This is a genomic window from Neobacillus niacini (assembly GCF_030817595.1).
In the GTDB taxonomy this organism is placed as follows: domain Bacteria; phylum Bacillota; class Bacilli; order Bacillales; family Cytobacillaceae; genus Neobacillus; species Neobacillus niacini_G.
The window spans coordinates 3,462,420-3,476,231 of record NZ_JAUSZN010000001.1; the positions used below are offsets into that span (position 1 = coordinate 3,462,420).

At 39.6% G+C, this 13,812-nt stretch carries 11 protein-coding genes; 3 read left to right on the forward strand and 8 right to left on the reverse strand.

The window, feature by feature from the left end; genetic code table 11:
- Positions 1-2: 2 nt before the first annotated feature.
- Together QFZ31_RS16520 and QFZ31_RS16525 are read left to right on the forward strand one after the other, a co-directional pair.
- Positions 3-1,238 (forward strand): glutathionylspermidine synthase family protein, encoded by a 1,236-nt coding sequence (locus QFZ31_RS16520; RefSeq protein ID WP_307304569.1) that lies wholly within the window; start codon positions 3-5, stop codon positions 1,236-1,238.
- Positions 1,232-1,621, forward strand: coding sequence for a DUF350 domain-containing protein (locus QFZ31_RS16525; protein WP_307304572.1), 390 nt, complete (start codon positions 1,232-1,234; stop codon positions 1,619-1,621). The genes QFZ31_RS16520 and QFZ31_RS16525 overlap by 7 nt, the downstream gene beginning before the upstream one ends.
- A 27-nt stretch (positions 1,622-1,648) precedes the next feature.
- Here the strand turns inward: QFZ31_RS16525 and QFZ31_RS16530 are convergent, their stop codons facing one another.
- The 4 genes from QFZ31_RS16530 to yfkAB all read right to left on the reverse strand — a co-directional run bounded on the left by QFZ31_RS16530 (position 1,649) and on the right by yfkAB (position 5,612).
- Positions 1,649-2,677, reverse strand: coding sequence for an ion channel (locus QFZ31_RS16530; RefSeq protein WP_307304576.1), 1,029 nt, complete (start codon positions 2,675-2,677; stop codon positions 1,649-1,651).
- A gap of 487 nt (positions 2,678-3,164) precedes the next feature.
- Positions 3,165-3,605 carry a threonine/serine exporter family protein gene (locus QFZ31_RS16535; protein WP_179602474.1) on the reverse strand — a complete coding sequence of 147 codons (441 nt, stop codon included), beginning with the start codon at positions 3,603-3,605 and terminating at the stop codon, positions 3,165-3,167.
- 13 nt (positions 3,606-3,618) lie between these two features.
- Complete coding sequence (locus QFZ31_RS16540) at positions 3,619-4,380, reverse strand: threonine/serine exporter family protein (RefSeq protein ID WP_179602473.1); 762 nt, start codon at positions 4,378-4,380, stop codon at positions 3,619-3,621.
- Positions 4,381-4,493: 113 nt separating this feature from the next.
- Positions 4,494-5,612, reverse strand: coding sequence for a radical SAM/CxCxxxxC motif protein YfkAB (gene yfkAB / locus QFZ31_RS16545; RefSeq protein ID WP_307304588.1), 1,119 nt, complete (start codon positions 5,610-5,612; stop codon positions 4,494-4,496).
- Between the two features lie 191 nt (positions 5,613-5,803).
- On the opposite strand from yfkAB, the gene QFZ31_RS16550 reads away from it, so the two are divergent.
- The gene (locus QFZ31_RS16550; RefSeq protein ID WP_179602471.1) at positions 5,804-6,592 is read left to right on the forward strand and encodes a formate/nitrite transporter family protein; all 789 of its coding nucleotides are present in this window, start codon (positions 5,804-5,806) and stop codon (positions 6,590-6,592) included.
- Between the two features lie 145 nt (positions 6,593-6,737).
- Here the strand turns inward: QFZ31_RS16550 and recQ are convergent, their stop codons facing one another.
- The 4 genes from recQ to QFZ31_RS16570 form a co-directional block, all read right to left on the reverse strand.
- Positions 6,738-8,867, reverse strand: a complete 2,130-nt coding sequence (gene recQ / locus QFZ31_RS16555; RefSeq protein WP_307304593.1) for a DNA helicase RecQ — start codon at positions 8,865-8,867, stop codon at positions 6,738-6,740.
- Between the two features lie 529 nt (positions 8,868-9,396).
- Entirely contained in the window at positions 9,397-10,959 is a 1,563-nt protein-coding gene (locus QFZ31_RS16560) for a fatty acid--CoA ligase (protein ID WP_307304596.1), read from the reverse strand.
- A 15-nt stretch (positions 10,960-10,974) separates the two neighbouring features.
- A complete protein-coding gene (locus tag QFZ31_RS16565) occupies positions 10,975-12,120 on the reverse strand; it encodes an acyl-CoA dehydrogenase family protein (RefSeq protein WP_307304600.1) in 1,146 nt (381 codons plus the stop codon).
- 38 nt (positions 12,121-12,158) lie between these two features.
- The gene (locus QFZ31_RS16570; RefSeq protein WP_307304601.1) at positions 12,159-13,682 is read right to left on the reverse strand and encodes an acyl-CoA synthetase; all 1,524 of its coding nucleotides are present in this window, start codon (positions 13,680-13,682) and stop codon (positions 12,159-12,161) included.
- Between the last annotated feature and the right edge of the window lie 130 nt (positions 13,683-13,812).

Here is a 13,812-nt window from a genome sequence, read left to right on the forward strand (position 1 = left end):
GCATGTCCACGTACACAAGGGACCGAAATCAATTTTACTCCAGATTTCCTGAATTTTGGTCCAACTTATACGGAAGCGAATACAGTCTTTATCATATTCAAAGCATTACAGAACAGACGCACACCGATTTGAAGGTAGCAACTGAACGAATGGGCAGGGTATTTTTTAAAACTGCCGGACTCCTGCGCAGTCTTGAAGACAAACAGCTTCTTGAACTTGGTTTTCCTGCCGCAAGTCTTCCATTTCTACGGATAAAAAGTCTTTTTCCTGAAACGGTTATCTCTCGATTTGATTTTGCTTTGACAAGCAGTGGTGTAAAAATGCTTGAGTTTAATGCTGATACCCCTACTTTTATTGTTGAATGCTTCAAAATCAACGGAGAGGCATGTACTGAATTCGAATATCGTAATCCCAATGAAAACCAAGAGCGGCTTCTGTCTTCTGGTATTACTAAAGCCGTCCTCGAATCGGGAAAAGGCCATGTATCACCTAATGTGGTGTTCACAGCCCACCGTGACCATATCGAGGATTGGAATACAACGGTGTATTTAAGTCAGCTATGTAAAGTTCCTAATCAAATCGTCCCCCTATCAGACCTGCAAATTACGGATGGTGCACTTTTAGATTCTAATGGTGTACCCATCGATGTTTTATATCGCCAGACCTATCCTCTTGAACATTTACTTGAGGATCGAGATCCAAATACAGGAGATCTGGTAGGGGTTGAATTATTACAACTTGTGAAGGACCGAAAATTAGCCATGGTTAATCCTGTTTCAGCATTTCTGCTTCAACCAAAATCCATTCAGTGTCTTATATGGGGCTTAGCAGAAAATGAAGGATTTTATACGAAGGAAGAACAAGATTGGATAAAAACATATATGCTGCCTACCTACCTTGAAACAGATGGATTTGCAGGTACCGCTTCATATGTCCAGAAACCATCTTTCGGAAGAGAAGGAGACACCATTACCATATGGGATCAACACAGCGAAGTAGACACACAAAATCCCTCCCAAACTTACAATAACGAACTGCCTGTCTATCAGTCGTATGTCCCTCTTCCTGTTGTTTCACTTGAAACAGAAAAGGGTTTCGAAGAACTATCTATTGTATTTGGGTCTTTCCTTATTGCTGGGAAACCGAGCAGTATTGGAATCCGAGCGGGTGGAAAAATCACAGGAAATGAATCTTACTTCTTACCAGTAGGAATAAAAAAGGAGGAGTTTAATTGTTAGATTTCTTAATCTATTTGGCTGTTTCTTTAGCTTTATTACTCGTTGGACTCTTTTTAATGGAAATCACCACAAAGGTCAAGGAATTCGCCTTAATGGCAAAAGGAAATAAAGCTGCAAGCTATGTTCTGGGAGGAAGGCTTCTAGGGCTGGCAATTGTTTTATATTCTGCACTGGCTAACTCCATCTCGCTAGTAGATATGGTCATTTGGGGAGGAGTTGGAATCGCAGCGCAGATTATTGTCTTTTACCTAACTGAATGGGTCACACCTCGGAGGTTTAACGTATCCCAGAGCATTGAAGAGAATAATACTGCCGTTGGTCTTTTTCTACTATTATTGTCCGTATCTATTGGGATTGTTATTGCTGGTTGTTTGACATATTAAAAAACGCATCTTCTAAGGTGCGTTTTTTTATAGCTTTTGATATGTAAGCTTATCACAGATGATAAATAATCTAGCTCCCTTAGGAATCGGCTCATTCCATTTCTTAAGTATGTTCAAATCATTCCTATCGGCTATTAACTGTGCCCCTTTTTCTTTAAGTTGTTCATATGCTGCACCATACGTTTTCCACTCAGGATTTACGCGGACTTCCCAAAGATCACTTCCCCCATCTCCATCCTGTCTGCTTAGCAATTGTGTAAATAGGTGGCTTGCTCCTTTCATTTGTGCCGACTTCGCCATTAGGTTGGACACAGACCCATTTGATAAGATAAACTCATCAATCTTTACATGCTTAAAATTATCAACATGCTTTTCGTTTACGATTTCTGCAATCGTATAAATACTATTATCTGTTCGATCATCGTAACGTTCGATGGACGATGCAACTAAAAGGGTTTTTCCATCCACTAAGTCAGGATTAGCAATACCTTCAGCTGCAAACAGCAAAACAGCTTGAGCATTTTCAATTTTTGACTTACTTAATGTCTCTACATCCGTCGGACTACCTTGAATATAATGAAATCGTTCATGCTCAAAAGGAGTCTTTTCAAATTCATCTATCAATACGATATCTGTTTTCTCGTCACCTAATAATAATTCTTTAATGGTACTCTTACTTTTGGCAGTCCAGCCAATTATGACAAAGTGATTTTCACCTTTGTAAAACAACTTCCCCTCCTCCTTCCGCTTTTTATACTGGGAGACCCCCTCAACAATCACCCCAATAACGGTTCCAAATAGACCAATACCCAAAGTATAAACCACAATCATAGCCCACGTTCTTCCTGCTTCAGTAGTTGGATATACATCTCCATAGCCTACCGTAGTCATCGTTGTAAGAATCCACCACACAGCATGTAAGCTGCTTTCAAACGTCTTAGGCTCTATAATTCGCATAATTTCTGCATTTACGATAATAAAAAGCAAGGTAAACAGAATCACTGTTCGATATTTGTACCGTGAGGCTGTGAGGAACAGTTTACGAAAAAAAAGCATTTTTCCCCTCCTTTCCATTTCTACTACTATAATTTCTACTTAGGGTTCTTATTTCCTTTTTTTGAAAAATAAGTGCGAATAATATCTTTGCCAGATATTATATTGACAAATCCAACAGTAGGGTGTAATATTATTAATTGTGCTTTAGATTTTATGTAACTTGTAATAGATAGATAACGCAATGTAAGAATTTTTTTCTGGCATTCTGCTTATGTTTTAAAAGTAAAACTTATTCACGCTGGATCGGCTTCGGAGCCGTAAGGATGTAAGAGAGGTAGGGCTTACATCGTTTAGGTATAAACCATCAGGTGGAAGAGTAACCGCGGCAAATTGGTCTTTTAATACCATTTATTATATATAAATACTTACCTTGCGATGGCTGACAATCAGAAACAACCATTCACAAGTTACAATAGTGGTCCATCTAGGATCAAAGCAAAAGAAGGCAGAGGATATTCCTCTGCCTTCGTCCAATTTATAAGAAATTTCAAGGACGTACAGCCTTAATTTTTCGTACCACTTGATTGATAACTTCTGAAAAAACAAGACCAAATGCAATCGATCCTGATAGTAACGTTACTTTTGCTCCTAATGCTAATGCTTGAAAGTAATCGTCCTCGACAAAGTTTCTCATTGTATCGTAGGCTAAACCACCAGGAACTAAAGGAATGATTCCTGCAACACTAAAAATAATAACAGGTGTTTTATAAAACTTAGCTAACTCCTGACTGACTATCCCTACAAAAAGGGTGGCTCCTAGTGTGGCTAAAACGGGATCTCCCGAATACTTTTCCGCTATATAATAGATAATCCATCCACCCATTCCAACAAGTCCGCATTTTACTAACGTCTCCTTTGGTGCATTAAAAATCACTCCAAAAGCGGCCGTGGCAATAAAGCTTGTAATTAATTGTCCAATGATATCCACATTAAACCTCCATTTACACAAAAGATAAAACTACTGCAATTCCAGATCCGATAGCAAAAGCTGTTAACAATGCTTCCGCACCTTTAGATAATCCCGAAACTAAATGTCCCGCCATTAAATCTCTTACTGCATTCGTGACTAAAAGCCCTGGAACTAACGTCATCACGGACCCAATAATAATTTTATCTAACTGCTGCCCTGCTCCTATTTTCACAAGGAAAAAGGATAGTAAGCCAATAATGAATGAGGCCAAAAATTCTGAGAAAAACTTCACAGGTATATAACGGTGAAAATATAAAAAACCGATATAACCTACTCCTCCAGATAACATGGCTGGGATAAAATCAATCCACTCACCCATAAACATAATCATAAAACATCCACTGGCAATTGAGGCTGCTGCAACCTGAACCATAAATGGAAAGGTTACATTTAAAGCATCGAGCTCTTTTAGAAGTGTTAGAGCTGATTCCAGATTTAATTCACCACTAGTAATCCTACGTGAAATACTATTTACCATAGCTACTTTTTTTAAGTCGGTAGACCTTGTTGATATTCGAATTAATTTCGTTTTGGTGGGTTCAGCACCTTCTGCTGAAAAAATAATCCCTGTTGGTGTTACATAACTGTGTGAATTTTCAATTCCAAACGCAGCGGCCATTCTCATCATCGTATCCTCAACTCGATAGGTTTCTCCACCGCTTTGAAGCATAATTTTCCCCGCAAGCAAACATACTTCCATTATTTCATATGTGAGTGTTTTTTCATTTTCCATCTAACGTTCACCACATTACACTTTCTTTTTATGATTTCTTAAGTTTAATCAAAAACCTTCTGTTTATCAATCAAATAGACGTCAAAAGAAAAAAAGCAGGAGCTCCTGCTTTTTTATTTGCTTATATTGTTTTGGAGATTAGAAAAATCCAAATCCTGATAATAACTATTTTTAACTAAAATATTCGGACCAAGACACGATACAGCAGAACAATGACAACTCAATTCCTTAGCAATCGCAGAAGATTGCCAGTTTTCATACGCGTCAGTCAGCTTTGTATTTAGGACATTCCCGAGTGGCGGTGTATCACCAAAATCAGTAACGATAATATCCCCATTAAAAATATTAACATTTAGACGTGACCGTCCATCAGGATCATTTCTAACCGTTACATTTCTGCTTTGATAGAGTCTAGTTAATAGCTTTAAATCCTCTTCTTTATGACTGCACGCATAAAAAGGAAGTGTACCAAAAAGCATCCATACATTATCATCACGAACATCTAATAAATGATGAATAGCTTCTCTAATTTCATTCAGGGATAACGTTTCTAGATTACTAGCAAAATCACTTGGATACATAGGGTGGACCTCATGTCGCTGACACAGCATCTCATCAACAATTTGGCGATGAATTTTCTCCAAATGCGGCAATGTTCGTTTGTTAAGCATTGTTTCCGCAGATACCATGACACCAGCCTTTACTAATTCCCTGCTGTTTTCTATCATTCTGTTAAAATACTTTTCTCGTTGTTTGAAATCAGGTTTATTTGCCATCCTAGCAAATCCACCTTCAACAAAATCATCTACTGTTCCCCAATTATGCGAGATATGTAAAACATCCAAATAAGGAATAATCAATTCATAGCGTGCTAAATCGAGCGTTAAATTCGAATTGATTTGCGTCCGAACTCCATGTTCATGTGCATATTTTAATATTGGCACCACGTAATTTTTTATAGAAGACAAGGAAAGCATCGGCTCGCCACCTGTAATACTAAGTGACCGAAGAGTTGGAATTTCATCTAACCTCTGCAAAAGCAACTCCAGCGGAAGTGCTGCAGGGTCTTTTGTTTGAAGGGTGTACCCTACTGCACAATGCTCACAGCGCATATTACATAAAGTTGTTGTCGTGAATTCGATATTGGTAAGCTGCGGTTTTCCGTATTGTTTTATATCATTATAAGCTTCCCATGGATCATAATCAGGGGTTATCTTTTTCAAATAGGACATAGCAAACTCCTTAGAACAGTATTAGAAAAACCACTTCATTATAGCCGAAATATGGTTTTTATGGATAATTTAATGCTTTTTAAGAAACTTATGTTAGTAATTTATCTATTATTCTATGCATGCATAATTTAATGTACTATGATTGACACTAAAAAGATAGAATTTGTTATCGATGGATGGTGATAAGAAAAATGGAAATGCCGCTCTTGAGTGAGGTAGAAAAGCTGGCGTTAAAGAAAGTAAAAATCTATAGACAAAGCAGGTTAAGGTATATTTTACGAGCCATGCTAGCAAGTATGTTTATCGGATTTGGTGTAATCGTTGCTTTTAAGACTGGTAACTACTTTTATTTGGAACATTCCCCGTTTGCCTACCCGATGGCCGCCCTTACCTTTGGGGCAGCAATTATTTTAATAGCCTACGGCGGAGGAGATTTGTTTACTGGTAATACTTTTTATTATACCTATGCAGCACTAAGAAGGAAAATGGCTTGGTTAGAAGTGACCCAGCTCTGGGTTAGCAGCTACATAGGAAATATTTTAGGTGCAGCAGTTTTTGCTTTTTTAATTTTCACAACAGGTCTTTATGAAGAATCATCGGTTAATGGCTTTTTATTAAGTGTTGTGGAAAAGAAAATGCAAGTTCCAACGATGGAATTGTTTTTTCGAGGAATTCTGTGTAATTGGCTCGTTTGTCTAGCCTTCTTTATCCCAATGGGTCTAAAAGGCGACGGACCAAAAATGTTTTCGATGATGCTTTTTGTATTCTGCTTTTTTATTTCCGGCTATGAGCACAGCATTGCCAATATGTGTACGTTTGCCATTGCGTTAGTGTTGAATCATCCTGGGACAATCTCATGGGGCGGTGTTTTCCATAACCTAATCCCAGTAACCATTGGCAACTTGATTGGCGGAGGTATATTAATGGCTTGGATGTATCATTTTGTTAATAAACCTTTTTTGGATGAGTATAAGGAATGATTCTTTATCGACAAATTCCCGGGAAATATCAACAAATTAACACGGCAGACGACAAATACATAATTAATTTGCTACGCATTTTATAATCTATGATAAACAATGAAAAACACTGGATGTGAGTTCAATCCAGTGTTTTCTTCTATCCTTATTTATTTTTGCTTAAAAAGTATATATACCCTTTTATCATGAAGTAACTTACTTCTTCAGGTAACTGTTCTTTGATAGGCTTTAAACGATCTCTGCCAACCTCTTCCACTACTTTTTCTATTAATTGAAGGTAATCAGCAGGAATAAGCCTGGTGAAATCTACTGACATTCCTTGTTGTGCACATTGAATTAAATGGTTTTCAACCGTGCTCAGTGCCAGATCACGTTTTTGGGCAATTTGTTCTATTGATACGTTTTGCTCGTGCAACTGGAAGGTCTCTAAGTGTGAATCACCAACTGCTTTTTTAGTGGCCTTTTTGGGAGTAGCAGCCTGTGGCTGCTCGGCTTGGCGTTCTGGATGTGCTTCACAAAATGAACGAATGGCTTGAATAAAATTAAGTCCATATTTCTTCAGTTTATGTTCTCCTACTCCACTTACATTTAAAAATTCCTCGTTTGTCCGGGGCAGTCTAGCACACATGTCTTTTAACGCAGCATCAGAAAAAATAACAAATGGCGGCACTTTTTCTGTTTCAGCAATCGCCCTTCTTACTTCACGTAAGGTTTCGAACAATGGGTCATCCTGTGAAATTTCTCTAACTTTAACAGTTTCTCTGCGATGGACTTGTTCTTTTCCAAGCAAGACATCTTTTCCTTTAGGAGAAACAAATATAGTAGGAAATTGTCCTTGTTCTATTGCAATTAGTTCTTGAGAGATTAAGAACTCGATAAAATCACTGACTTCCTTTGAACCTTTTTCCTTCATAATTCCGTACGTAGTAAGCTTATCAAAGCCCATTTCTGTCACTTTTTTATTCTTGGATCCTGTTAGTACTTGAGCTGTCAGTGTTTTACCAAATCTCTGTCCCATTCTGATTATACAAGACATTACCATTTGCGCTTCTTTTGTTACATCGTTACTTGAGCGGGAATCGAGACAATTCCCACACCTTCCGCATGTCTCGGTTTCTGTTTCCCCAAAATATTTTAAAATAAACTCTTGCAAACAGTTTTCTGTGTGGCAGTAGTCGACCATTTGCTGCAGCTTTTCAAGTTCCGCATGAATTCGGGACCGATCACTCGATTGGTCAATTAAAAAACGTTGAACTTGGACATCTTGGGAGGAGTAAAGGAGAATACATTCACTCTCGAGTCCGTCCCTGCCAGCACGTCCCGCCTCTTGATAGTAGCTCTCCATATTTTTGGGGAGTTGGAAATGGAGGACATATCGGATGTTAGACTTATCGATTCCCATCCCAAAAGCTGATGTTGCCACCATAACGGAGGCTTCATCTTTTAAAAATCGATCCTGCTCGCTGATGCGCTCGGCGTCTCCCATTCCTGCATGATAACGGGCGACATTGATGTTTTCCTTTTTTAGTCTTTCATAAAGCTGGTCAACGTTTTTCCGGGTGGCTGCATAGATGATACCTGCTTCTTTTTCATTCTTTTTTAAATAATCTCTAACAAAGTGAAGTCTGTCTTGACCTTTAATTACAGAAAAAGTAAGGTTCTCTCTTTCGAATCCAGTAATGATTGAATTCTCTTCTTCGATATTGAGTGTTTCACAGATATCGTCCCGAACCCTTGGTGTTGCGGTTGCGGTTAGAGCAATGACATTCGGTTTTTGCGGAAGGCTTCGGACCATTTGCTGGATATGGCGGTAGCTTGGGCGAAAATCATGTCCCCATTGTGAAATACAATGTGCTTCATCAACTGCTACTAAAGGAATGTCCATTTGTTTAAGGTCCTCGATAAATTCACGAGATTCTAGCCGCTCGGGTGCTACGTAGAGGAGCTTGTACATTCCTTGTTTTGCTTCCCAGATTCGTTGGTTGGCTTCATTGTAATTGAGTGAGCTATTGATAAAAGTTGCAGGAATTCCTACCTGTACGAGGGCATCGACTTGATCCTTCATAAGTGAGATTAACGGGGATATTACAATCGTGGTACCAGGTAGAACAAGTGCAGGAATTTGATAACAAATTGATTTTCCTCCGCCAGTTGGCATAACACAAATCGTGTTTTCTCCAGCTAATACAGATTGGATAGCAAGCTCCTGCCCGTTTCGAAAGGATGAATAGCCAAAATGAGATTCTAACAATTGTTGAGCTTTTTCAAATAACAAAACGTCTCCCCCTTCTACTATTTAATCTTCTATCATTATACCTCTTTTTAGGATTATTCAAGAGAGTATTTTTCCTCTTAACGAGAGTGAATTGTGTTGCCCGAGAATAAAGTTCCACCATCCGCCAGTGAATTTCGCTATCCGCCAGTGAATTTCACTATCCGCCAGTGAATTTCGCTATCCGCCAGTAAATTTCACTATCCGCCAGTAAATTTCACTATCCGCCAGTAACTTTCGCTATCCGCCAGTAACTTTCGCTATCCGCCAGTAACTTTCGCTATCCGCCAGTAACTTTCGCTATCCGCCAGTGAATTTCGCTATCCGCCAGTGAATTTTGCTATCCGCCAGTGAATTTTGCTATCCGCCAGTGAATTTTGCTATCCGCCAGTGAATTTTGCTATCCGCCAGTGAATTTTGCTATCCGCCAGTGAATTTTGCTATCCGCCAGTGAATTTTGCTATCCGCCAGTGAATTTTGCTATCCGCCAGTAAAAAGGCCGCTGAGATATACTCGGCGGCCTATTTAATCATCATCCCTGTGTAAATAGCTCTTCTAACTGCTTCCGGAGCACAAATTTCTGGATTTTGCCACTTGCATTACGCGGCAATGCTTCACAGAATACATATTTACGCGGGCGTTTGTAGTTTGCAAGACTCTCACTGTTTTTACAATAGTCTTCTAGATCCTGCTCAGTCAGCTGAGGGTTCTTTTTTACGACAAAAGCGGTAACCGTTTCACCCCAGCGGTCATCTGGCTGACCAACAATCGCGACATCCAATACACCCTCATGTGCATGTAAAACATCCTCGACCTCACGTGGATAAATGTTTTCCCCGCCGCTAATGATCATGTCATCTACACGGTCATTGACATAGAGGAAGCCCTCATCATCTAGATAACCGATATCGCCTGAATGATACCAGCCTTTATACATCGATTTTGCTGTCGCTTCTTCACGATTAAAGTAGCCTGCCATCATGCACGGACCTTTAACAATAATCTCGCCTGTTTCCCCAACTGGAACCACATCATCAGGATCTGACGGACCATCCTCTCTAGTACGAACGACGCGAATATCATGATTAAACGCAGCTTGCCCAGCTGAACCAGCCTTTCTAAGCTGATCCTTTTCGGATAAGAAGGTGATAGCAGGACCCATTTCTGTCATCCCATAGGCTTGAACTAACCCAATACCGAACCTGTCATGGAGAGCGTGCACAAGAGACGGTGCCATTGGAGCAGCACCATATAAACCAAGCTTCAGACTCTCCGTATTATATTGGCTTAAATCCTCTTGCAGCAGCATGTTCCACATCGTAGGCGCTGCAAAAAACTTTGTGATTTTCTCTTGCTGAATTAATTGTAAGATCACTTTCGGATTAAATTGGTGAAGGATAACGTTTCGTGCTCCAGCCTGAATTCTTGGCAAAAAGGCACAGTGAAGCTCAGCGCAATGGAACATGGGAGCGGTAACAAGACCAACATCCTCTGAATCTAGCTTTTGAGCAGCAATACATAGCATACTTTGGTCTACCATATTTCGATGATTATGCATAACCCCTTTTGGCCTGCCGGTTGTCCCGCTTGTATAAATAAACGCATAAATGTCATTTTCATTAACTTCAGCATGTATTTCTTCGCTCGAAGCCACAGCTAGTTTTTCCTGGTAGCTTACTGCATAGGCTGGTGTTTCTTCGTCGATAAACCAAAAAGCCATCCCATCAAAACGGTTTTCGATAGCAGAAATAACAGACTCCAACGCCTTTTCAAAAAGAACAACCTTAGGACTTGCATCTGATAGAATAAAAGCCACTTCCTCAGGCATTAAGCGAAAGTTTATTGGATTGAAAATGGCACCTATCTTAGCACAGGCAAAAAATGCAGTTCCTAATTCCTCCGTATTAAACATGAATGTGGAAACACGATCACCTTTTTTAACTCCTTCATTTAACAATGCATTTGCAAGACGATTTACCTGCTCATTCCACTCTTTGTACGTATAGCGGAAATTTTTTCTTACATCGTAAATAGCTTCCTTGTTAGGATATCTCCTCACAGTTAATTCAAAAACTTTTCCAATAGTGGTTGTCATCGAATCTCCTCCAATTTACAAACCTAGATTTTTTGCAATAATTGTTTTCATAATTTCATTTGTTCCTGCGTAAATACTTGAAACTTGAATATCCCGGAATCTTCTAGCAATCTCGTATTCTTCCATATATCCATAGCCGCCATGAAGCTGCAGACATTCACCTGCAATTTTCTTCGCAGTATCCGTAAGCCTCCACTTCGCCATCGAAACCTTTGTTACCACATTTTGACCATCCATATGTTCAGCTATTAATTGATCTAGAAAGGCTCTTCCCATCTCCACCTCGGTGGCCATTTCAGCAATTTTAAACTGTGTATTTTGAAATTGGCTGATAGGTTTTCCGAAGGCTTCACGACTTTTCACATAGTCAATCGTCCCTTTAAGCATTACCTCTGCTGCAGTTTGTGCTGCAATTGCCACAAGCAGCCGTTCCTGCTGGAGTTTATCCATCATATACAAGAAGCCTTTGCCTTCTTCACCAAGCAGGTTCACCTTAGGCACTTTACAATCCTCAAATATTAACTCAGCTGTATCCTGACTATGAAGACCCACTTTATTCAGCTTTCTTCCCCTTGAAAAACCGGGAGTATCTCGTTCCACTAGGAGCAGACTCACTCCTTTATGCTTTGGTACGGCATTAGGATCAGTTTTACAAGCCACAAGAATTAAGTCGGATTGTATGCCATTTGTGATGAAGGTTTTTTGCCCATTCACTATATAGTGGTCCCCGTCAAGCTTTGCTGTAGTTTTAATATTTGCGAGGTCAGAACCAGTACCTGGTTCGGTCATGGCAATGGCCGTAATAAGTTCCCCTGTGACACAGCGGGGAAGCCAGCGCTGTTTCTGCTCCTCTGAACCGAAAGAATTGATATAAGGGACAACAATATCATTATGCAGCCCCACTCCCACTAAACCCGATCCTACTCTCTCTAACTCTTCATTAATAACCACAGAAAATCCCCAGTCGACACCACTGCCGCCATATTGTTCATCTAAATCCGGGCAAAGGAAGCCCTGTTCTCCCATTTTTCTCCATAAGGAGCGAGGAATCATTCGCTCCTCTTCCCATTGCTCATAAAAAGGGACAGCTTCTTTCTCCAAAAACTTTCTTAATGACTTGCGGAATATTTCATGGTCTTCAGTTAAATAAGGATGTTTCATATTGGAACGCCTCACCTTCTATTAGTACCGCTTACCTGCTAAGCATTGACTTGATTCAATTTTTGACGAAGCTGATATTTTAATATTTTCCCAGAAGCGTTTCTTGGCAGCTGTTGTTCCACAAAGATTCTTCTTGGAACCTTGTAGCCAGCTAGCTTCTGACGGCAGAAGTTTTTTAGCTCCTCCTCATTTATGACGGTTCCCTCTTTTGGAACAATGATGGCACAAACGGCCTCAACCCATGTATCATCAGGCAGCCCAATAATAGCAGCATCAAGTACACTAGGATGCTCAAAAAGAACTCCTTCTACTTCAACAGAATAAACATTTTCACCGCCGGTAATAATCATGTCCTTTTTACGATCAACAAGGGTGATATAGGCTTCCTCATCAATCGCTGCTAAGTCCCCGGTATAAAGCCAGCCATTTTTTATGGTGCTCTTCGTTTCTTCTGGCTTTTTATAGTACTCTTTCATTACCATCGGGCTTTTAATAATGAATTCACCGACTACACCCGGTTTTACGTCATTTCCTTGTTCGTCGACCACACGCGTCTCTGTTAAAAAGATAGGTTTTCCTCCCTTGCCTAAATGAAGCTTATGACCCTCTGGATCGAGAAGGATTCCACCAGGTCCGCCTTCAGTTAAGCCACAAAGATTATAAAATTGATCGGTTTTAAACAATTGAATACTCTTCTTTACTAACTCAGGTGCCATCGGTGCTGCACCATAACCACATCTTTTGATGGAGGATAAATCGTAATCTGCTGCATTGGGAACTTGTAAAATGAAATTAAACATGGCTGGAACACCAAAGAAATGGGTTATTTTATGTTCTTGAATGGTTTGAAGCGTTTTGACTGGATGGAAATCACGATGAATGATATGCGCCGCCCCTAAGGCAACACCTGCAATAAGGAAAAGATTTAACTGTGCAGAGTGGAAAAGTGGTGCTACATGAAGGATACGCTCATGTGGACGCAATCCCATATTGATGGTTACAGAAATTCCTACATTAAAAATCCTCTTATGATCAAACAATGCTCCTTTCGGCCGCCCTGTTGTTCCTGAGGTATATAAGATTTCTAAATCATCTTCTTCAGAAACCTCCACTTCGGGTTCAATTTCATTAGTGGATAAAGCGCTTTCATACGAGAGGTAGCCAAGTGTTCGTGGTTCGCCGATGGTAATCACCTCCCGAACATCACTATCCTCTTTTGCTGTGGTAATGATTTCTTCAAATTCAAGATCACAAACCACTAACTTTGCTTCTGATTGCTGTAGTATGTAGTGAACTTCGGAGGAGGTTAATCGAAAATTAACGGGTACTGCAACTGCACCGATTTTAGCGATAGCAAAAAAGGTGAAAACATAGTGTTCAGAGTTTTTCATCATCAAGGCAATTTTATCACCCTTATTGATCCCCATTTTTAGTAGACCATGTGCAAGTTTATTTACTTCTTCATTAAATTTTCGGTAGGTATAACTGCGTCCTTCACATTCGATGGCTAATAATTCTGGGTACTTCCTGGCATTATGAGATAAAAGACTACCGATATTCATTCTTGTTTTCCTCCTCTTAATAAAAAAATCACCCCAACTTATTGTAACAAATATGTAGAATATTTAGAATATTTTAACAGGAAATTATTTACTACTTTCATTTAAAAAGGTCAGCCCCTCTCTTCATTAG

Excerpts from the sequence above, each read along its gene's own strand:
- QFZ31_RS16560 (WP_307304596.1), bottom strand. The coding sequence starts at position 10,959 with ATGACAACCACTATTGGAAAAGTTTTTGAATTAACTGTGAGGAGATAT.
- QFZ31_RS16520 (WP_307304569.1), top strand. The coding sequence starts at position 3 with ATGTCCACGTACACAAGGGACCGAAATCAATTTTACTCCAGATTTCCT.
- QFZ31_RS16550 (WP_179602471.1), top strand. The coding sequence starts at position 5,804 with ATGGAAATGCCGCTCTTGAGTGAGGTAGAAAAGCTGGCGTTAAAGAAA.
- QFZ31_RS16565 (WP_307304600.1), bottom strand. The coding sequence starts at position 12,120 with ATGAAACATCCTTATTTAACTGAAGACCATGAAATATTCCGCAAGTCA.
- yfkAB (WP_307304588.1), bottom strand. The coding sequence starts at position 5,612 with ATGTCCTATTTGAAAAAGATAACCCCTGATTATGATCCATGGGAAGCT.
- QFZ31_RS16530 (WP_307304576.1), bottom strand. The coding sequence starts at position 2,677 with ATGCTTTTTTTTCGTAAACTGTTCCTCACAGCCTCACGGTACAAATAT.
- QFZ31_RS16540 (WP_179602473.1), bottom strand. The coding sequence starts at position 4,380 with ATGGAAAATGAAAAAACACTCACATATGAAATAATGGAAGTATGTTTG.
- QFZ31_RS16570 (WP_307304601.1), bottom strand. The coding sequence starts at position 13,682 with ATGAATATCGGTAGTCTTTTATCTCATAATGCCAGGAAGTACCCAGAA.